Source organism: Amnimonas aquatica (assembly GCF_002943415.1).
Taxonomy (GTDB): domain Bacteria; phylum Pseudomonadota; class Gammaproteobacteria; order Pseudomonadales; family Moraxellaceae; genus Perlucidibaca; species Perlucidibaca aquatica_A.
In genome coordinates this window covers 1-20,259 of record NZ_PTQZ01000007.1, presented here as the reverse complement: position 1 = coordinate 20,259, position 20,259 = coordinate 1, and the positions used below count along the sequence as shown (strand labels likewise).

The window sequence follows — 20,259 nt, the reverse complement described above, 5'->3', positions numbered from 1 at the left end:
TCGGCGCTGTTCAACCGGGTGCTGGCCGAGCGCGTGCGCGATGGCAGCTGGTGCCGCTGCCTGCCGGGCGATGTGCTGCAGCTCGATGGTCGTGGCAGCTTCTTCGTGCCGGAGCCCGGCGATGCCGCGCTGCCGGCGCGGCTGGCAGCCGGCGAGGTGCATCCGACCGGGCCGCTGCCCGGCGATGGCGCCTCGGTGGTGACGGACGATGTCGCCGCCCTTGAGGCTGGCGTGCTGGCGCCCTGGGAGGATATCTGTGCCGACCTGGCGGCGCTGCGCGTGCCCGGCCAGCGCCGGTCGCTGCGCCTGCGTGTCGATGATCTGGTGCGGCAGCAGCCGCAGCCGGATGTGCTGGTGCTGTCTTTCACGCTCGCGGCGGGCTCGTTCGCCACCGCCGTGCTGGCCTCGCTGGCGCGGTTGCACGAGGATGTGCCGGTGCCGGCTTCGTCGGCAGCGGCGCCGGGATCTGAAGGAGGCGCGGATGAAGTTCCTGCTGAGCAATGACGACGGCGTGCACGCCCCCGGCCTGGCGGCCATGGCCGAAGTGCTGGCGCAGCTGGGCGAGGTCACGGTGGTCGCGCCCGATGGTGAGCGCAGTGCCTTCTCCAGTGCGCTGACGCTGGACCGGCCGCTGCGTCCGCAGCGGCTCGACAACGGTTTCATCGCGGTCAACGGCACACCGGCGGACTGCGTCCACATTGCGCTCAACGGACTGCTCGACTTCACGCCGGACATCATCGTGTCCGGCATCAATGCCGGCGCCAATCTGGGCGATGACGTGATCTATTCGGGCACGGTGGCGGCGGCCCTGGAGGGGCGTTTCCTGGGGCGGCCCGCCATCGCCGTATCGCTGGTGGCCGAGCAGCCGAAGACCCTCGGCATCGAGGCCTACCGGCCGGCGGCGGCGCGGGTCGGCGAGCTGCTGCGGCGCTGGCAGCGCCTAGCGTTGCCGCCGCGCACCCTGCTCAACATCAATGTGCCTGCCGGCCCGCTGGAGAACCATCGCGGCTTCCGCGTCACCCGGCTGGGGCACCGCGGGCCCAGTCAGGATGTGCTCAGGCTGCGCGATCCGCGCGGCAACGTGGTGTTCTGGATCGGCGCTTCCGGCGACCCGCTCGACAATGCCGAAGGTACCGATTTCCACGCCGTCCAGGCCGGCCATGTCAGCGTCACGCCGCTGGACTCCGACATGACCCGTTTCGGCGTGCTCGACGTGGTCGCGGACTGGCTGCAGCCGGGCATCCGCGATTGAGCCAGGTCGCCCGTGCGCTGCGGTCGCGGATGGCCGCCGGGGCGATGCCATGCTCCGGCCACGGCTCCTCCTCCGGCCCGCGCGCGTGCTACAGTGTGCGCTTGCCGCTGGAACAGAAACACACGACATGAGCACTGGCCCCACCTTCGATCTGCACGGCTCCGGCTTCACTTCCGCCCGCACCCGGGACCGCATGATCTCGCGACTGCTCACCCAGGGCATACGCGACACCCGCGTGCTAGATGTCATGCGCCAGACGCCCCGGCACATCTTCGTCGACGAGGCGCTGGCGCATCGTGCCTACGAAGACACCGCGCTGCCCATCGGCCACGGCCAGACCCTGTCGCAACCCTATATCGTGGCGCGCATGAGCGAGCTGCTGCTGGCCGCCGGCCCCATGCGCAAGGTGCTGGAGATCGGCACCGGTTCGGGTTACCAGACCGCCGTGCTGGCGCAGCTGGTCGGCAGCGTGCATTCCATCGAGCGCATCAAGCCGCTGCAGGACAAGGCCCGCGAGCGCCTGACCGGCCTCGGCCTGCACAATGTCCGTCTGCGCCATGCCGACGGCCTGCAGGGCTGGCCGGGCGAGGGCGGCTACGACGGCATCATCGGCACGGCGGCGGCGCTGGGCGTGCCGCAGGCGTTCATCGATCTGCTGGCGGTGGGCGGCCGCATGGTGCTGCCGGTGGGCGCGGGCCAGAAGCAGTCGCTGGTGCTGGTGCAGCGCACGGAAGAGGGCGTTCGCCAGGATGTCATCGAGCCGGTGCATTTCGTGCCCATGCTGGGCGGCGTGATCGGCTGAGCAGCCGTGTCGGCGCTGGAAGATGGCGCCCCCGAGACGATTCGAACGTCCGACCTGCCCCTTAGGAGGGGGCTGCTCTATCCAGCTGAGCTACGGAGGCATGCTTGCGCGTGGCCCGGGATTCTAGCCTATCTCGCCCGCGCCGGGGCAAGCCGGCGCGGCGTGATGGCGAAGAAGATACCCGCATGGCGGTCATGACTCGTCGAGATAGCCGGGCTCTATGCCTTCGCTGCTCAGCCATTCCCTGAGCTTGAACAACGCCTCGATCTGGATCTGCCGGACGCGCTCCCGCGTCAGCCCGATGTCGGCGGCGATGCGCTCCAGCGTTTCCTCCACGCCAGTGCCGAGACCGAAGCGGCGCAGCAGGATTTCGCGCTCGCGCGCGGTCAGCCGACCGACATGACGCAGCAGGGCCTGCTGCATGTCGTCACGCGCATTGCGGCGTGACGGGTTGTAGCTGTCCGGTGCCGGCAGCGCGTCCTGCCATGACGTGCCCTCTTCCTGATGGTCCAGCGAACTGGGTGCCTCCTGCCAGCACATCAGCTCGCGCACCTCGTCCGGGGAGCGGCCGACCTCGGTCGCGATATCGCGTGCGCTGGGCTCGCGACCGCTGCACTGGCGCAGTTCGCGCGAGGCGCGCAGGCAGCGGTTGAGGCGCTTGGCGAGATGCACCGGCAGGCGGACCACGCGTGACTGGTTCATGATGGCGCGTTCGATGTACTGGCGTATCCACCACACGGCGTAGGTGGACAGGCGATAACCCAGCGACGGGTCGTACTTGCCGATGGCATGCATGAGGCCGAGGTTGCCTTCCTCGATCAGGTCGTCCACGGCCATGCCGCTGCGCTGGTACTGGCGCGCGATGCGTATGACCAGGCGCAGGTTGCCGGTGATCATGCGTTCGCGCGAGTGCCGGTCGCCGGCGAGGGCGGCACGGCTGAGCACGGCTTCTTCCTCGGCGGACAGCAGCGGGTAGGCGCGGATGTCATTGAAGTAGCGGGTGAGCGCATTGCGCTCGTCGTGGCGGGCTGCGTTGTCGTTCACGGCGTCATCCTTGACGGTCAGGTCTTGCGGGGCTCTTGGCGAATTAAGCAAAGCAGCCGTGTCCGTGCCAGAAATCCGTCCGTATAGCGGATGAGCGGTCGTTTTATTGGTGCGAATGGTTATTGATTGTTATTGGCATATTTCCCGTATGCGTATAAGCGATCAGGTCAGCAGGCGCTCCAGGATGCCTTCGTAGAGGTCTGTCAGCGTGTCCAGATCGGCGGCCGCGACGCATTCGTCGATCTGGTGGATGGTCTTGTTCACCGGGCCCAGCTCCAGCACCTGCGCACCCGTGGGAGCGATAAAACGGCCGTCCGAGGTGCCGCCGCTGGTCGACAGCTCGGTCTCCCGGCCGGTCACGGCGCGGATGGCGCCGACGGCGGCCTCCACCAGCTCGCCGCGCGCGGTCAGGAACGGGTGGCCGCTGAGCTTCCAGTCCAGCGTGTAGCGCAGGCCGTGGCGGTCGAGGATGGTCTCGGTGCGCTCGCGCAGCTGGGTCTCGGTCAGTTCGGTGGAGAAGCGGAAGTTGAACACCACCTGCAGATCGCCGGGAATGACATTGCTGGCACCGGTGCCGGCGTTGATATTGGAGATCTGGAAGCTGGTGGCGGGAAAGAACTGATTGCCGTGGTCCCAGACCTCGGCGGTCAGTTCGGCCAGCGCCGGCGCGGCACGGTGGATGGGGTTGTCGGCCAGGTGAGGGTAGGCGACATGGCCCTGGCGGCCGTGCACGGTGAGCACGCCGCCGAGCGAGCCGCGGCGGCCGTTCTTGATGACGTCGCCGACCTGGGTGGTGCTGGAGGGCTCGCCGACCAGGCACCAGGTGATCTTCTCGTTGCGCGCTTCCAGCGTTTCCACCACGCGCACGGTGCCGTCCACCGCCACGCCTTCCTCGTCACTGGTGATCAGGAAGGCGATCGAGCCGCGGTGGTCCGGGTGGGTGAGCACGAAACGCTCGCAGGCGACCACCATGGCGGCCAGCGAGCCCTTCATGTCGGCGGCGCCGCGGCCGGTGAGGATGCCATCCTCGATGCGCGGTTCGAACGGCGGCACGGTCCACTGTTCGACCGGACCGGTGGGCACCACATCGGTGTGGCCGGCGAAGCAGAACACCGGTCCGTCCTCGCCCCGGCGCGCCCAGAAATTGTCCACGTCGCCGAAGCGCAGCCGTTCGACGCGGAAACCTATGGCTTCCAGGCGGCGGATCATCAGGGTCTGGCAGTCGGCGTCGTGCGGCGTGACCGAGGGCTCGCGGATCAGGTCGATGGTCAGTTGCAGGGTCGGCGACAGCTCGGCGGACGTGTTCATGAGGCTCCGGATGGCACAAGAGGTGCATGGCAGGGCGGGCGATCCGGCAAGTTTACCGGCGCCGGCCGCCGGCGTCATGCGCGGGCCGGCGGACTTTCCGTCGCACGGCCTTTCCTTGCCTGCCGGCAGCGGCAATAATCCGCTGAATTCGCGGCAGAAATGCGAACGTTCGCCGATGACCCAGGATATGCCCATGCTCATGACCCGCCCGATCCAGAACCGCCGCCTGCTGCCGGCCCTGATGGCCGCCCTGGTGGCCGCCGCCGCGCTCGCCGGTTGCAGCAAGAGCGAGCCGACGCCGAAGACCACGCCGGACGGCAAGCGCATCATCGTCATCGGTCACGCCGCGCCGCTGACCGGACCGCAGGCGCACATCGGCAAGGACAACGAGAACGGCGTGCGCCTGGCCATCGAAGACCTCAACCGCGAGGGCTTCACCATCGGCGGCCAGCCGGTGCATTTCCAGCTCGATTCGCAGGATGACCAGGCCGACCCGCGCATGGCCACCACGGTGGCGCAGAAGTTCGTCGACGACCGCCTGCACGCGGTCATCGGCCACCTGAATTCGGGCACCACCATGCCGGCCTCGCGCGTCTACAACGCCGCCGGCATCGTCGAGATCTCGCCGTCGGCGACCACGCCGCGCTACACCCAGCAGGGTTTCGGCAACGCCTTCCGCGTCATGGCCAACGATGTCCAGCAGGGCCATGTGCTCGGCCGCTTCGCGGTGGGCGAGCTGGCGGCGAAGCGCATCGCCATCATCGACGACCGCACCGCCTACGGCCAGGGCCTGGCCGACGAGTTCGCCAAGGCCGCAGAGGCCGCCGGCGGCAAGGTCGTGGTGCGCGAGTACACCAGCGACAAGGCTTCCGACTTCACCGCCATCCTGACCAAGATCAAGGGCCAGAAGCCCGACCTGCTGTTCTTCGGCGGCATGGACGGGCAGGGCGCGCCGCTGGTCAAACAGATGAAGGCGCTGGGCCTGACCAGCCAGCTGCTGGGCGGTGACGGCATCCACACCGCAGAGTTCATGAAGCTCGCCGGCCCGGCGGCCGAGGGCGTGGTCGCTTCGCTGCCCGGTCGTCCGCTCGACAGCCTCGAGCACGGCCCCGACTTCCGCAAGCGCTTCGAGAGCAAGTTCGGCAAGATCCAGCTCTACGCGCCGTACTGCTACGACGCCATGCAGGTGCTGGCCCGCGCCATGCAGCGTGCCGGCACCACCGATCCGGCCAAGGTCATTCCCGAGCTGAAGCAGACCGACTACGAGGGCGTGACCGCGCGCATCCAGTTCGATGACAAGGGCGACCTGCGCCAGGGCGCCATCACCGTGTATCGCGCCGTCAAGGGCGAATGGCAGGTGCTGAAGACGGTCGAGTCGGACTGACCGCCATGGACATGCTCACGCAGCAGCTGGTCAACGGACTGATCCTGGGCAGCATCTATGCCCTGATCGCGCTGGGCTACACGCTGGTCTACGGCATTCTCGGCCTGATCAACTTCGCCCACGGCGAGGTGGTCATGATCGGCGCCATGGTCACCATCTCCTGCCTGGGCTGGCTGCTCGGCCTGAACATGGATGTCTCGCCCTTCGTGCTGATCGCGGGCAGCGTGCTCATGGCCATTCCGGTCTGCGCGCTGCTCGGCGCCGGCATCGAGCGGCTGGCCTACCGGCCGCTGCGCGGCGCGCCGCGACTGGCGCCGCTGATCACCGCCATCGGTGTCTCGATCGTGCTGCAGAACCTCGCCATGATGATCTGGGGGCGCCAGTACGTGCCGTTCCCGGACATCCTGCCGCATGACCCCATCCACATCGGCGGCGCCACCTTCCTGCCGGTGCAGGGCGCCATCGTGGTGCTGTCGGCGGTGCTCATGGCCGGGCTCATCCTGCTCATCCATCGCACCCGGCTCGGCCGCGCCATGCGCGCCACCGCGCAGTCGCCGTCGGTGGCGCGGCTCATGGGCGTGTCGGTGGACCGGGTGATCGCCAGCACCTTCATCATCGGCTCCATCCTCGCCGCCGTCGCCGGTGTCATGGTCAGCGCCAACTATGGCCAGGCGCACGCCTACATGGGCTTCATGCTCGGCCTCAAGGCGTTCTCGGCGGCGGTGCTCGGCGGCATCGGCAACGTCGCCGGCGCGGTGGTCGGCGGCCTGCTGCTGGGCCTGATCGAGAGCCTGGGAGCGGGCTACATCGGCGACCTCACCGGCGGCTTCCTGGGCAGTCAGTACCAGGATGTCTTCGCCTTCCTGGTGCTGATCCTGGTGCTGGTGTTCCGTCCTTCCGGGCTGCTTGGCGAACGCCAGGCCGACCGTCCGTGAGGAGGCCGGGGAGTGTCTTTCATGTCCGCTGATTTCAAGGATCGCCTCGTGCGCCAGGCCGCCAGTCCGGCCGGCCGCATCCTGCTGGTCGTGCTGCTGCTGACCCTGCCGTTCTGGTTCGGCGCCACGCTCGGCCCGTACTGGATGCGCATTGTCGATTTCTGCCTGCTCTACGCGTTGCTGGCGCTGGGCCTGAACATCGTGGTCGGCTACGCCGGCCTGCTCGACCTCGGCTACATCGCTTTCTACGCCGTGGGCGCCTACGTGTTCGCGCTGCTGGCTTCGCCGCATTTCGACCTGCATTGGTCGGCGTGGATGATCCTGCCGCTGGCGGCGGTGGCGGCGGCGTTCGCCGGGGCCCTGCTGGGGGCGCCGACACTGCGCCTGCGCGGCGATTACCTGGCCATCGTGACGCTGGGTTTCGGCGAGATCGTGCGCCTGTTCATGAACAACCTCGATCGGCCGGTGAACATCACCAACGGTCCACAGGGCATCAGCGGCATCGATCCGGTGAGCGTCGGCGGCGTGTCGCTGGGCGGCTCCCTGCACCTGGGGCCGGTGTCGCTGGGTTCGGCGCAGCTCTACTTCTACCTGCTGCTGGCGCTGGTGGTGGTGGCCGTGGTGATCTGCCGCCGCCTCGAGCGCTCGCGCATCGGCCGCGCCTGGGTGGCCATCCGCGAGGACGAGATCGCGGCGCACGCGATGGGCATCAACACCCGCAACATGAAGCTGCTGGCCTTCGCCATGGGCGCCACCTTCGGCGGTGTCGGCGGTGCGCTGTTCGCTTCCTTCCAGGGCTTCGTCAGCCCCGAGAGCTTCACCCTGATGGAGTCCATCATGGTGCTGTGCATGGTGGTGCTCGGCGGCATGGGCCACATTCCCGGCGTGCTGCTTGGCGCCTGCCTGCTGACGCTGACGCCGGAGCTGCTGCGCGAGGTCATCAACCCGCTGCAGCGCGAGCTGTTCGGGCACATGGTGGTGGATCCGGAGAACCTGCGCATGCTGCTGTTCGGATCGGCCATGGTGCTGGTCATGCTCTATCGCCCGGCCGGCCTGTGGCCGTCGAGGCGGCGCCAGCGGGAGCTCGAACATGACTGACGCGGCTTTCGTGCCTGACTCCGTGCGCTCGACCGGGCAGGCGCTGCTGTCGCTGCAGGGCATCAGCAAGCGCTTCGGCGGCGTGCAGGCGCTGACCGAGGTCAGCCTGACCATTCCCGAGGGCGCCATCTACGGCCTGATCGGCCCCAACGGTGCCGGCAAGACCACGCTGTTCAATGTCATCACCGGTTTCTACCAGGCCGATGCCGGTCGCCGCAGCTTCGCCGGCCACGACCTGCCGCTGCGCCTGAAGGCCAGCGCCATTGTCGAGCGCGGTATCGCGCGCACGTTCCAGAACATCCGCCTGTTCCACTTCATGACCGCGCTCGAGAACGTCATGGTGGGCCGCCACCGCTGCACCCGCACCGGGCTGCTGGCGGCGCTGCTCAACACCCGTGCGGCGCGCGAGGAAGAAGCCGCGATCGCGCGCCGGGCGCGCGAACTGCTGGATTATGTCGGTCTGCCGGCGTCGGCTGCCGGCCGCCTCGCCAACGAGCTGTCCTATGGCGACCAGCGCCGCCTGGAGATCGCCCGCGCGCTGGCGACCGAGCCGCGCCTGCTGGCGCTGGACGAGCCCGCCGCCGGCATGAATCCGACCGAGACCGCGCAATTGCGCGTGCTGCTGGAGCGCATCCGCGACGATGGCATCACCGTGCTGCTGATCGAGCACGACGTGAAGCTGATCATGGGTCTGTGCGACCGCGTGGCGGTGCTGGACTTCGGCCGCCTGATCACCGAGGGTCGGCCCGAGGCGGTGCGCAATGACCCGCGCGTGGTCGCGGCATATCTGGGGGGTGCGGCATGAACCTGCTGGAGGTGCGTGATCTCGAGGTGCGCTACGGCGGCATCCAGGCCGTGCGCGGCATCAGCCTGAGCGTGGGCGAGGGCGAGCTGGTGTCGCTGATCGGTGCCAACGGCGCCGGCAAGACCTCCACGCTGGGCGCCATCGGCGGCCTGCTGAAGCCTGCCGCCGGCAGCCTGCGCTACGCCGGCGAGGACCTGCTCAGGCTGCCGGCGCACGAGCGCGTGGCGCGCGGGCTGGCGCTGGTGCCGGAAGGGCGCGGCATTTTCCCGCGCCTGACCGTGCTGGAGAACCTGCAGATGGGCGCCTACAGTCGTCGCGACCGCGACGGCATCCGCGCCGATCTCGAGCGCATGCTGGCGCTGTTCCCGCGCCTCGCCGAGCGCCGGCTGCAGCTCGCCGGCACGCTGTCCGGCGGCGAGCAGCAGATGCTCGCCATCGCCCGCGCGCTGATGAGCCGGCCGCGCCTGCTGCTGCTCGACGAGCCGTCCATGGGGCTGGCGCCCATCCTGGTCGAGCAGATCTTCGCCATCATCCGCCAGATCGTGTTCGAGGGCGTGGCGCTGCTTCTGGTCGAGCAGAACGCCCGCCAGGCGCTGGAGATCGCCAGCCGTGCCTATGTCATGGAGTCGGGCGGCATCACCCTGTCGGGGTCGGCGGCCGAGCTGGCGGCCGACCCGCGCGTGCGCGCGGCGTATCTCGGCGACTGATTTTCCCGGCCTGAAACGCGGGCGCCGGCAATGATGCCGGCGCCGTGTCTGGCCGCCTGCCGTCAGCGCAGTGCGGTGGTGGTGGAAATGTCGAAGTCCAGCGCGGCGACGCGGGTGGCCTCGCGCTGCACCGAGGTGTTGAGGGCGATGGCGTCGTAGTAGCGGCGCACCTGCTGCACGTAGTGCAGGGCCTGGCCGACATCCGGCGCCGGCTTGCCGCGACGGCGGTTCTCCTGCGCCAGCTGGCGCAGGTTGCGCGACACGTCGAGCCAGCTGTCCGGGTCGCCCTTGAGGCGCTTGGTCAGCTTGCGCGCCTGGATCATGTGGCCGGGGCCCATGTTGTAGGCGGCCAGCGCCATCCAGGTGCGGTCGGGCTCGGGCACGCTGGCCGGCACCTTGTCGTGGATCTGCTTGAAGTAGGCGGTGCCGCCCTGGATGCTTTCCCCGGCATGGGTGCGGTCCTTCACGCCCATGGCGGCTGCGGTGCTGCTGGTCAGCATCATCAGGCCGCGCACGCCGGTCGGCGAGACCGCGTCCGGGTTCCACTTCGATTCCTGGTAGGAGATGGCGGCGAGCAGGCGCCAGTCCAGCCCCTGGGCACGGCTCTGCTTCTCGAAGTCACCCTGGTAGCGCGGCAGGCGCTTGGCGATGTCGCGGCTGAAGCTGCGCGCACCGTAGCTGTCGAAGACGTTGCCGTTGCTGTAGAAGTCGGTCAGCCGCTGCAGCGTGCCGTCGGCCTGCTTGCGCGCCAGGAAATCCTGGGCGGCTTGGTACAGGCTCTGGTCCTGCGACTTCAGGAACACCCACGACACGCCATCGGTGCGATCCAGCGACAGGCTGTCGCGCAGGGCCGGGAACAGCGGGCGGAAGGCGTCGAAGTCCTGCGAGTTGACCGCCACGAAATCGATGCGGCCTTCGTCGAGCAGGCTGAGCAGGTCCAGGGTCTGGCCCTGGCGCAGCTCGACCAGCTTGACGCCGTCGACGCCGCGCAGCTGGCTCTTGAGGTGCGAGGCTTCGGCGGTGCCGGCCATGACGCCGATGACGCGGCCACCGAGATCCTGCAGGCTGGCCGGCGGGATCTGGTCGTTGCGCTGCACCAGCTGCTGGCGCACCTCGATCACCGGATCGCTGACGCGCAGCCGCTTCAGGCGCGGGTCTTCGGCGGTGATGCCGGTCAGCGCCAGCTGCGCCTGGTTGCGGCGGATGGCATGGAGCACGCGCTGCGGGCTTTCCACCGGATCGACCACCAGCTTCACGCCCAGCTCGTTGGCGAACTGGCGGGCAAGCTCGTACTGCAGGCCGTGAATGTGGCCGTCCTGCTGGAAGAAGGTGCCGGGACTGCTGACACCGACCAGGTGCAGCTCGCCGCTGCTGCGGATCTGGTCCAGCGCGTTGCGGACCGGCTGCAGCGACAGCGAAGTGATGGCCAGCGTGCCGGCTACCGCCAGCTTCACGTGCCGGCGGTTGATGCGCTGCAGGAGCTGCAGGGCTTTGCGATGGGGGCGCGCACGTTGCGCTTTCTTGCCGCCAGTCATCTTTGGACCTCGTTCGGTTTACCGTTGCAACATCGTCCCTGCATGAACCGCCGGTGCATCGGGCGGGGGTTTTCAGCAGTGCCGGGACAGCCGTTTTGGCGTTTACCCTTAGGGGGTTTTCAGTGTCTGTTTGCCAGTAAGCGCACCGTGTCAGGGTGCAGATGCGGCGGACTGTAGCTGCGGGATGCCCCGAAGTCCAATCCGATCCGATGAAACAAGGCAGATTGTCTGACAATTTCTGGCCGCCCGGAGGCGTGACAACCGCCCGATGGCCGCAGCCGGCACGCCCGGAGCCGCCAATATTTGGCTACAATAGCGCCCTCTTTTTTCCGTCCCCGCTCGCGAGACATCCCACATGCTGATTCTGTCCGGCGCCCCCGCGCTTTCCGCGTTCCGTCAACAACGACTGCTGCAGGACCTGCAGGCGCTGGCGCCATCGCTGACGGCGGTGTCCGCGCACTGGCTGCACCTGGTCGACACCGACCTGACGGAGGTGCCGGCGCGCCTGGCCGAGCTGCTGACCTATGGCGATGACCGGGCCGATGCCGCCGACGCTGTCGCCTCGGCCGGCCGCCTGGCGGTGGTGGTGCCGCGCCCCGGCACCATTTCGCCGTGGTCGTCGAAGGCCACCGACATCGCGCACAACACCGGCCTCGCCGAAGTGCGCCGCATCGAGCGCGCCACCGCCTGGCGGCTGGCCGGCGCGGAGGGGCTGGATGATGCCGACTGGGCGGCGCTGACCGCGAAGCTGCACGACCGCATGACCGAAGTGGTGCTGGCCGACGCCGAGGCCGCGTCCGTGCTGTTCCGCCAGGAAGCGCCGCGCACGCTGGCGTCAGTGGATATCCTCGGCGGCGGCAAGGCCGCGCTGGAGACCGCCAACCGCGAGCAGGGCTTCGCGCTCAGCCCGGACGAGATCGACTACCTCGTCGACAATTTCACGCAGCTGGGCCGTAACCCCAACGACATCGAGCTGATGATGTTCGCGCAGGCGAACTCCGAGCACTGCCGCCACAAGATCTTCAACGCCGACTGGACCATCGACGGGAAGCCGGCGCCGAAGTCGCTGTTCGGCATGATCAAGAACACCTACGCGAACTACAGCGAGAACATCCTGTCCGCCTACAAGGACAACGCCGCGGTGATCGCCGGCCCGGTCGCCGACCGCTTCTTCCGCGTCGGCGGCGGCACTACCTACGGCTACGTGAACGAGCCGGTGCACATCCTCATGAAGGTGGAGACGCACAACCACCCGACCGCGATCTCGCCGTTCCCGGGCGCTTCCACCGGCTCCGGCGGCGAGATCCGCGACGAGGGCGCCACCGGTCGCGGCGGCAAGCCCAAGGCCGGCCTCACCGGCTTCACCGTGTCCAACCTCAACATCCCCGGCTTCGCGCAGCCCTGGGAAAAGCCCTATGGCAAGCCGGGCCGCATCGTCACCGCGCTGGACATCATGATCCAGGGGCCGCTCGGCGGCGCCGCGTTCAACAACGAATTCGGCCGTCCGGCGCTGTGCGGCTACTTCCGCAGCTTCGAGCTGACCGTGAATGGCGTCAACGGCCCGGAAGTGGCGGGCTACCACAAGCCGGTCATGATCGCCGGCGGCTACGGCAACATCCGCGACGGCCATGTGCAGAAGAACGCCATCCGGCCCGGCGACCTGCTGATCGTGCTCGGCGGCCCGGCGCTGCTGATCGGTCTCGGCGGCGGCGCGGCCTCGTCGATGGCCAGCGGCGCCAGCGCCGAGAACCTGGACTTCGCCTCGGTGCAGCGCGACAACCCGGAAATGGAGCGGCGCGCGCAGGAAGTCCTCGACGTGTGCTGGGCCATGGGCGACGACAATCCCATCGTGTCGGTGCATGACGTCGGCGCCGGCGGCCTGTCCAACGCCATGCCGGAGCTGGTCAACGATCACGAGCTGGGTGCCACGCTGGACCTGCGTGCCATCCCCAGTCTGGAGCCGGGCATGAGCCCGGTCGAGATCTGGTGCAACGAAGCGCAGGAGCGCTACGTGCTGGCCATCCATCCGGACAGCCTGCCGCTGTTCCAGTCCATCTGCGAGCGCGAGCGCGCCCTGTTCGCCGTGCTTGGCGCGGCCACCGAGGTGCGGCATCTCACGGTCAGCGACCCGCACTTCGGCAACGCGCCGGTGGACATGCCCATGCAGGTGCTGCTGGGCAAGACGCCGAAGATGCAGCGCAGCTTCGACCGCCAGGTCGTGACCCAGCCGGCGCTGGATCTCGGTGTGCTGGGCACCGGCCCCGCTGCCGTGCGCGAGGCTGTCGAGCGCGTGCTGCGCCTGCCGGCGGTGGCTTCCAAGCAGTTCCTCATCACCATCGGCGACCGCTCGGTGACCGGCCTGGTGGCGCGCGAGCAGATGGTCGGCCCCTGGCAGGTGCCGGTGGCCGATGTCGCCGTCACCGCCAGCGGCTTCCATGCCGTCACCGGCGAGGCCATGGCCATGGGCGAGCGCACCCCGGTGGCCGTACTGAACGCCGCCGCCTCGGCGCGCCTGGCGGTGGGCGAGACCATCACCAACATCGCCGCCGCGCCGATCGCGAAGCTGTCGGACATCAAGCTGTCGGCGAACTGGATGGCCGCCGCCGGCGCCGGCAAGGAAGACGAGAACCTGTTCGACGCCGTGCACGCGGTCGGCATGGAGCTGTGCCCGGCGCTGAACCTGACCATTCCGGTCGGCAAGGACTCCATGTCCATGCGCACGGTCTGGCAGGACGGCGACGAGAAGAAGTCGGTGACTTCGCCGCTGTCGCTGGTGGTCACCGGCTTCGCGCCGGTCACCGATGTCCGCGCCACGCTGACTCCGCAGCTGCGCACCGACCTCGGCGACACCCGCCTGGTGCTGATCGACCTCGGCCGTGGTCAGAACCGCCTTGGCGCGTCGGCGCTGGCCCAGGTCACCGGCCAGGTCGGCCAGCTGCCGCCGGATGTCGACGAGCCGCAGCTGCTGCAGGATTTCTTCGACGGCATCCAGCGCCTGAATGCCGAGGGCCGGCTGATTGCCTACCATGACCGCGGCGATGGCGGCCTGTTCGCCACCCTGGCGGAAATGGCCTTCGCCGGCCGCACCGGCATCCGCGCCGACCTCACCCGTGTCGGCGGCCCGGCGCAGGATGACGTGCTGGCGGCGCTGTTCAGCGAAGAGCTGGGCGCCGTGGTGCAGGTGCGCACCGGCGATGTCGCCGCCGTGCAGGCGGCCTTCGCCGGCACCACGCTGGCGGGCCACGTGCACAGCATCGGCCTGCTCACGCGTGATGACGCCATCACCGTGATCCGCGCCGGCAGCGAACTGATCAACATCGCCCGCGCCGAGGCGCAGCAGCTCTGGGCCGAGACCAGCTACCGCATCCAGGCCCTGCGCGACAACGCCGACTGCGCGCGCGAGGAGTTCGAGGCCATCGCGCAGCCGTCCGCCGGCCTCAGCGTGCAGCTGTCGTACGATCTGGACGAGGACATCGCGGCGCCGTTCATCGCCAGCGGCGTGCGTCCGAAGGTGGCCATCCTGCGCGAGCAGGGCGTCAACGGCCACGTCGAGATGGCCGCCGCCTTCGACCGCGCCGGCTTCACCGCGGTGGACGTGCACATGAGCGACCTGGTCGCCGGCCGCGTCGACCTGGCCCAGTTCGCCGGCCTTGTGGCCTGCGGCGGCTTCTCCTACGGCGACGTGCTCGGCGCCGGCGGCGGCTGGGCCAAGACCGTGCTCTTCAACGAGCGCGTGCGCGAGCAGTTCGCCACCTTCTTCGCACGTCCGGACAGCTTCTCGCTCGGCGTCTGCAACGGCTGCCAGATGCTGTCGCAGCTCAAGGACCTGATCCCCGGCGCCGAGTCGTGGCCGCGTTTCATGCGCAACCGCAGCGAGGTGTTCGAGGCCCGCACCACGCTGGTCGAGGTGCCCGAGTCGCCGTCCATCCTGCTCGCCGGCATGGCCGGTTCGCGCATGCCCATTGCTGTCGCCCACGGCGAGGGCCGTGTGCAGGACAGCGATGCGCGCGTGAGCGCGCTGGCCGGCAGCGGCCTGGTGGCGCTGGGATATGTCGATCACGCCGGTCAGCGCACCCAGCAGTACCCGCTGAACCCGAACGGCTCGCCGTTCGGCATCGCCGGCGTCACCTCCGCCGACGGCCGCGCGACCATCATGATGCCGCACCCCGAGCGCGTGTTCCGTGCCGTGCAGCACAGCTGGCGTCCGGATGTCTGGCGCGAGGACGGCCCGTGGCTGCGCATGTTCCGCAACGCGCGCCGTTTCACCGGCTGACGCGGGCATGACCATGCCGGCCTGGTCGGAGGCCGGGGTACGCCCCGCCTTCAAGCTCGTCTTCTATGTGCCGGATACGCACCTGGAAGCGGTGAAGGCGGCAGTGTTCGCCGCCGGCGCCGGCCGCATCGGCGACTATGACCAGTGCTGCTGGCAGGTGGCGGGGCTGGGCCAGTTCCGGCCGCTGCCCGGCGCGCAGCCGTTCATCGGGCAGGCCGGCGCGGTCGAGCAGGTACCGGAACACCGGGTCGAGCTGGTGCTGGCCGAGGCGGTACTGCCGGCGACGGTGGCGGCGCTGAAGGCGGCGCATCCCTACGAGACCCCGGCCTACGACGTGGTGCGTCTGGTCGACATCTGAGCGGCGGCCCCGCGGCCCGTGTTGCCCGTTTGCCGGGTTTCACGGTAAAAAGGGCCAATTCGCATCCTCCGCTGTTTTCGCGGCAATCCAGGGACATCCATCCGTCATGGCCGAGCGCACCGACGCGCCCATTCTGCTCAGGCTCGCTTATCAGGCCATGCTCAAGGCCGGCTTGCCGGTCGATGCCATCCTGCAGCAGGCGCGCGTGTCGCCGGCCTGGCTCGATGTCGAGTCGCCGGAGCGCACGCCGTTCGCCGGGCAGGCCATGTTCTGGCGCGCGCTGGAGGAGATTTCCGGCGATCCGCACATCGGCCTGCACCTGGGCGAGAACCTGCCGGTCTATCGTGGCCAGGTGCTGGAGTACCTGATTTCGTCGAGCCCCACCTTCGGCGAAGGTCTGCAGCGCGCGCTGGCCTACCAGCGTCTGCTCAGCGATGCCATCACCTCTCGCCTGGTGGTCGACGGCGAGCAGTGCTATCTCGCCGACCTCGCCGATGCCGCCGAGATGCGCCACTTCGCCGAGGCGCTGGTGATCGGGGTCATCCGTTTCTTCGGCTCGCTGACCGATGGCCACTTCCAGCCCATCGAAGTGCATTTCACCCATGTCGAGGGCGCGCCGGCGGAGGAGTACCGGCGTGTCTACGGCTGCCCGGTGACGCTGGGCTGCCGCGAGAACCGCATCTATTTCGACAAGTCCGTGCTCACCCACCAGGTCTGGCACGCCGAACCCAGCCTGCTGCGCCTGCACGAGAAAATGGCCAACGAGAAGCTGGCCGAGCTGGCGCGGCTGGATCTGGTGGGCGAGGTCAAGCGCGCCATCGGGGAAATGCTGGAGTCCGGCAACACCACGCTGGAGGCGGTGGCGCAACGCATCGGCATGCCGGCGCGGCGCCTGCGCACCGAACTGGAGGAAGCCGGCACCAGCTTCAACCATGTGCTCGCGGACTACCGCTCGCGCCTGGCGCGGCGCCTGCTGGCGCGCACCGACGAGAGCATCGAGCAGATCGTCTACCTGACCGGTTTCGCCGAGCCCAGCACCTTCTACCGCGCGTTCAAGCGCTGGACCAACGAAACCCCCATCGAGTACCGGCGCCGCAAGCAGGAAGAGCGGGCCGCGCGCTGATCATTCGCACGGCTGTACACCGGCCGGAAACGACAGGGCCGCGCCGGGAATGGTCCGGCACGGCCCTGGTTGTTCCACCGGCAGTGGCGGATCAGTCGTCCATCTGGCTCTGCAGGTAGTTCTGCAGGCCGACCTGATCGATCAGCGTGAGCTGGGTCTCCAGCCAGTCGATGTGCTCTTCCTCGGCATCGAGGATTTCCTTGAACAGCTCGCGGGTGCCGAAGTCGCCGATGCCCTCGGCGTGGGCGATGGCCGCGCGCAGGTCGAGCACCGCGCTGTTCTCCAGCGCCAGGTCGGACTTCAGCATTTCCACAGTGTCTTCGCCGATCATCAGCTTGCCTAGGTCCTGCAGGTTGGGCAGGCCCTCGAGGAAGAGGATGCGCTTGATCAGCTTGTCGGCATGCTTCATCTCGTCGATGGATTCCTTGTACTCGTGCTTGCCGAGCTTCACCAGGCCCCAGTCGTCGTACATGCGGGCATGCAGGAAGTACTGGTTGATCGCCACCAGTTCGTTCGCGAGGACCTTGTTGAGGTGCTGGATGACCTGCCTGTCGCCTTTCATGTCGGACTCCTGCCATGCGTGAGAGATGTCATGCCGGGCATTATTCCCGCACAGTCCGTGTGTGTCAACATTAAGTCATTGATATTCAATGAAAAATAAATGAAAACAAGATTGCTTATACGTTGTGGCACGGTTTGTGCCGGCGTGCTGCCCGGGCGCCACCACGGTTGCCGCAAGCAAAACGGCCCGGCGTCCGCAGGGCAGGCGCCGGGCCGTTCCGCAGCGGTGGCCGTTACTTCAGTTCGGACGAGCTCTTGCCCAGCACGCGGCGGGCGATGATCAGCTGCTGGATCTGCTGCGTGCCTTCGAAGATGTCGAGGATCTTCGAGTCGCGCGCCCACTTCTCCAGCAGCTCGTCTTCGCCGTAGCCCAGCGAGGCCGCCAGCTCCACGCACTTCAGCGTGATCTCGCTGCCGATGCGCCCGGCCTTGGCCTTGGCGATCGACGCCTCCTTGGAGTTGGGCTTGCGGTTGTCGGCCATCCAGCAGGCCTTGAGCGTGAGCAGGCGCGCGGCTTCCCACTCGGCCTCCAGGCGATAGATGGTGGCTTCGATGTTCGACGCGTTCAGCGGCGGCGTGCCGTAGTCCGGGTCGAGCTGGTCGCGGAACAGTTCCTTGATGCGCTCCAGCGAGGCCTTGGCGCAGCCCACGGCCATGGCGGCGACCAGCGGGCGGGTGTTGTCGAAGGTTTCCATGACACCGGCGAAGCCCTTGGCGACATCGATCTCCGGGTTGCCGAGCAGGTTGGCGGCGCTGACGCGGCAGTCGGTGAAGCTGATCACCGCGGTGTCGGAGGCCTTGATGCCGAGCTTGTGTTCCAGTCGCTCCACGCGCATGCCCGGCGTGCCGCGCTCGACCACGAAGGACTTGATGGCGGCGCGGCCCAGATTGCGGTCCAGAGTGGCCCAGACCACCACGCAGTCGGCACGCTCGCCGCAGGTCACGAAGATCTTCTCGCCGTTGATCACGTAGTCGTCGCCATCCTTCACCGCGGTGGTGCGGATGGCGGCGGAGTCGGAACCGCAGCCCGGTTCGGTGATGGCCATGGCTGCCCACTTGCCCTTGAAGCGCTCCAGCTGCTCGTCGTTGGCGACGGCGCCGATGGCCGAGTTGCCCAGGCCCTGGCGCGGCATGCTGAGCAGGAAGGCGGTATCGCCGTAGCAGAGCTCGATCACGCCCAGTGCCGCCGACATGTTGGCGCCGTTCTTGATGCTGCCGTCATCGGCGGCGCCGCGCTTGCCCAGCGCGGTCGAGCTGGTGCCTTCGCCGGAGCCGGCGTTCATGCCGTCGAGCAGCGAAGCCAGCATGTCCAGCTCCTTGGGGTAGGCATGTTCGGCCTTGTCGTACTTGCGCGAAATCGGGCGGAAGAAGTTCAGCGCCACTTCGTGGGCCTGTTCGACCAGCATCTTGTATTTCTTCGGGTTTTCCAGATTCATGGTGTCATTCCTCGAATAGGGGGGCTGGCGCGGGTCAGGCGTGCAGGCCGGCATGCAGGATGGCGACGGCGCGCAGGTCGCGGTACCAGCGCTCGACCGGATGCTCCTTGGTGAAGCCGTGGCCGCCGAGGATCTGCACGCCGTCGTTGCCGATCTTCATGGCTTTCTCGGCGCACAGCAGACGCGCCAGATAGGCCTCGCGGTGGAAGGGCTTGCCGGCCTCGGCCAGCGAAGCGGCGTTCCACACCAGCAGGCGCATGGCATCGATCTCGATGGCCATGTCGGCGATCATGAAAGCCACGCCCTGGCGGTGCGAGATCGGTTCGCCGAAGGCGGTGCGCTCGTTGGCGTAGTGCGCGGTGTAGTCGAGCACGGCCTGGCAGGTGCCGACCGCGATGGCGCCCCAGGACAGCGCGCCGAGGTCGAGGAAGGCCTGGTAGTCGAAGTCGCCGTCGCTGCCGCCGAGCAGGTCGGCGCGCACGTCATCGAGGCGCATCTTCACCGTCTGCGCGGCCTTCAGGCCCATGGCCGGGTCTTCCATGAAGCCCAGGCCTTCGCTGCCGCCCTCGACGATGAACACGGCCGGGCGGCCGTCCAGCTCGGCGCTGACCAGCAGCAGCTCGGCCTGCTGGCCCAGCAGCACCAGTGTCTTTTCGCCGGTCAGCAGATAGCTTGCGCCGTCACGGCGGGCACGGGTCGCCAGCGTGTTCGGGTCGAAGGCCGGCACTGCCTCCTGCATGGCGAAGGTGGCCACCGGCGGCTGTTCGCCGGTGAAGGCGGGCAGGTATTTCGCCTGCTGGGCCTCGCTGCCCCAGCGGGTGAGGGCGTTGGCGACACCCATGGGCGCGAGGATGGCCGCCGCCAGCGTGAAGTCGCCGTAGCCCAGGTCTTCGGCGGCGAGCACGTTGCTGACCACGGACTGCTCGGCGGCCATGCCGCCCAGCGCCTCGGGCACGGCGTAGAAATTCAGGCCCAGCTCCTGGGCCTGGGCCAGCAGGTCGTCGGGCAGGGCGGCGTCATGGTCGGCACCGTGCGCTGCCGGACGCAGCACGTCCTGAGCGAAGCGCTGCAGGGTGTCGCGCATCATCTGCTGTTCTTCGCTGAGGCTGAGGTCGAACAGGCCTTTCGCGGCCGAAGGCAGGCGCTGCTTGCCGGCGCCACCGGCCGGGCTGAAGCTGCGCGCGGCGGCGCCGATCAGCTGGAAACCGGTCCTGCTGCCCACGAACAGCAGCTTCTCCACGGACTTGCGGACCTTCAGGCGGTCCGGCCAGTCGGACCGGGCAAAGCGGTTGAGCAGGTTCAGGCCCAGCCCCTGTATTTCGCCAGCATTCATTTTTCTACTCCTGTTCGCGGACGCGTGTGTGCGTGTGGGCATCTGTCCATGGCGGCCCGGAGCAACAGGGAGGGCCGGCGTGAACGCACGGTCATACTCTCGCGTTTCTCGGGGCTGTCGTTGGCTTTCATGACAGCCGGCGATGACAGAAAAGCCAGTATGGCCGATTCGTTCTTTGGTACCGCTACGCTAGCCAGATGCCACCCGCCGCACTAGGCTGGCGCGACACAAGAAGAGGCGATGACGCCGCGGGGAGGCAACGACATGAAATTCCAGGCACTGTTCGGACGTGTGGCGCAGGTGTT

General features: G+C 68.4%; 17 protein-coding genes and 1 tRNA gene. 11 read left to right on the top strand and 7 right to left on the bottom strand.

All coding sequences use genetic code 11. From position 1 onward, the window contains the following. The 3 genes from truD to C5O18_RS00820 all read left to right on the top strand — a co-directional run. A partial coding sequence (truD, locus tag C5O18_RS00830; protein ID WP_146089163.1) for a tRNA pseudouridine(13) synthase TruD occupies window positions 1-504 on the top strand: 504 nt, incomplete at its 5' end. Continuing rightward, entirely contained in the window at window positions 482-1,252 is a 771-nt protein-coding gene (gene surE / locus C5O18_RS00825; RefSeq protein WP_105190990.1) for a 5'/3'-nucleotidase SurE, read from the top strand. The genes truD and surE, both read left to right, overlap by 23 nt. Window positions 1,253-1,379: 127 nt before the next feature. Further along, window positions 1,380-2,054 (top strand): protein-L-isoaspartate(D-aspartate) O-methyltransferase, encoded by a 675-nt coding sequence (locus C5O18_RS00820; protein WP_105190989.1) that lies wholly within the window; start codon window positions 1,380-1,382, stop codon window positions 2,052-2,054. A 23-nt stretch (window positions 2,055-2,077) separates the two neighbouring features. On the opposite strand, the gene C5O18_RS00815 is transcribed toward C5O18_RS00820, so the two are convergent. The 3 genes from C5O18_RS00815 to dapE form a co-directional block, all read right to left on the bottom strand. Continuing rightward, window positions 2,078-2,154: transfer RNA gene (locus C5O18_RS00815), tRNA-Arg, on the bottom strand. A 92-nt stretch (window positions 2,155-2,246) separates the two neighbouring features. Next, window positions 2,247-3,098 carry a sigma-70 family RNA polymerase sigma factor gene (locus C5O18_RS00810; protein ID WP_146089162.1) on the bottom strand — a complete coding sequence of 284 codons (852 nt, stop codon included), beginning with the start codon at window positions 3,096-3,098 and terminating at the stop codon, window positions 2,247-2,249. Between the two features lie 162 nt (window positions 3,099-3,260). Further along, window positions 3,261-4,406, bottom strand: coding sequence for a succinyl-diaminopimelate desuccinylase (gene dapE / locus C5O18_RS00805; protein ID WP_105190987.1), 1,146 nt, complete (start codon window positions 4,404-4,406; stop codon window positions 3,261-3,263). Window positions 4,407-4,599: 193 nt separating this feature from the next. Here dapE and C5O18_RS00800 point away from each other — a divergent pair, with 193 nt between their 5' ends. The 5 genes from C5O18_RS00800 to C5O18_RS00780 are packed head-to-tail and all read left to right on the top strand — an operon-like array spanning window position 4,600 to window position 9,335. Continuing rightward, the gene (locus C5O18_RS00800; protein ID WP_206389674.1) at window positions 4,600-5,790 is read left to right on the top strand and encodes a branched-chain amino acid ABC transporter substrate-binding protein; all 1,191 of its coding nucleotides are present in this window, start codon (window positions 4,600-4,602) and stop codon (window positions 5,788-5,790) included. A 5-nt stretch (window positions 5,791-5,795) separates the two neighbouring features. After that, entirely contained in the window at window positions 5,796-6,725 is a 930-nt protein-coding gene (locus C5O18_RS00795; RefSeq protein ID WP_105190986.1) for a branched-chain amino acid ABC transporter permease, read from the top strand. A 21-nt stretch (window positions 6,726-6,746) separates the two neighbouring features. Beyond that, on the top strand, window positions 6,747-7,823 hold the full coding sequence (locus C5O18_RS00790) for an ABC transporter permease subunit (protein ID WP_105190992.1): 1,077 nt from the start codon (window positions 6,747-6,749) through the stop codon (window positions 7,821-7,823). Continuing rightward, window positions 7,816-8,628, top strand: coding sequence for an ABC transporter ATP-binding protein (locus C5O18_RS00785; RefSeq protein WP_105190985.1), 813 nt, complete (start codon window positions 7,816-7,818; stop codon window positions 8,626-8,628). Before C5O18_RS00790 ends, C5O18_RS00785 begins: the two co-directional genes overlap by 8 nt. Beyond that, window positions 8,625-9,335: an ABC transporter ATP-binding protein gene (locus C5O18_RS00780; protein WP_105190984.1), complete on the top strand. Its 711-nt coding sequence runs from the start codon at window positions 8,625-8,627 to the stop codon at window positions 9,333-9,335. The genes C5O18_RS00785 and C5O18_RS00780 overlap by 4 nt, the downstream gene beginning before the upstream one ends. Before the next feature lie 62 nt (window positions 9,336-9,397). Here the strand turns inward: C5O18_RS00780 and mltF are convergent, their stop codons facing one another. After that, entirely contained in the window at window positions 9,398-10,870 is a 1,473-nt protein-coding gene (gene mltF, locus C5O18_RS00775) for a membrane-bound lytic murein transglycosylase MltF (protein WP_105190983.1), read from the bottom strand. Window positions 10,871-11,225: 355 nt separating this feature from the next. On the opposite strand from mltF, the gene purL reads away from it, so the two are divergent. The 3 genes from purL to C5O18_RS00760 all read left to right on the top strand — a co-directional run bounded on the left by purL (window position 11,226) and on the right by C5O18_RS00760 (window position 16,624). Next, window positions 11,226-15,143, top strand: a complete 3,918-nt coding sequence (gene purL / locus C5O18_RS00770) for a phosphoribosylformylglycinamidine synthase (protein ID WP_105190982.1) — start codon at window positions 11,226-11,228, stop codon at window positions 15,141-15,143. 7 nt (window positions 15,144-15,150) lie between these two features. Next, the gene (locus tag C5O18_RS00765) at window positions 15,151-15,501 is read left to right on the top strand and encodes a YqfO family protein (RefSeq protein ID WP_277422131.1); all 351 of its coding nucleotides are present in this window, start codon (window positions 15,151-15,153) and stop codon (window positions 15,499-15,501) included. 106 nt (window positions 15,502-15,607) lie between these two features. Beyond that, window positions 15,608-16,624, top strand: a complete 1,017-nt coding sequence (locus C5O18_RS00760) for an AraC family transcriptional regulator (protein ID WP_105190981.1) — start codon at window positions 15,608-15,610, stop codon at window positions 16,622-16,624. Between the two features lie 91 nt (window positions 16,625-16,715). Here the strand turns inward: C5O18_RS00760 and bfr are convergent, their stop codons facing one another. From bfr to C5O18_RS00745, 3 genes are all read right to left on the bottom strand, one after another. Then, window positions 16,716-17,186 carry a bacterioferritin gene (bfr, locus tag C5O18_RS00755; RefSeq protein WP_105190980.1) on the bottom strand — a complete coding sequence of 157 codons (471 nt, stop codon included), beginning with the start codon at window positions 17,184-17,186 and terminating at the stop codon, window positions 16,716-16,718. 232 nt (window positions 17,187-17,418) lie between these two features. Continuing rightward, complete coding sequence (locus C5O18_RS00750) at window positions 17,419-18,621, bottom strand: acyl-CoA dehydrogenase family protein (protein ID WP_105190979.1); 1,203 nt, start codon at window positions 18,619-18,621, stop codon at window positions 17,419-17,421. A 34-nt stretch (window positions 18,622-18,655) separates the two neighbouring features. Then, window positions 18,656-19,954, bottom strand: a complete 1,299-nt coding sequence (locus tag C5O18_RS00745) for an acyl-CoA dehydrogenase family protein (RefSeq protein ID WP_105190978.1) — start codon at window positions 19,952-19,954, stop codon at window positions 18,656-18,658. Between the last annotated feature and the right edge of the window lie 305 nt (window positions 19,955-20,259).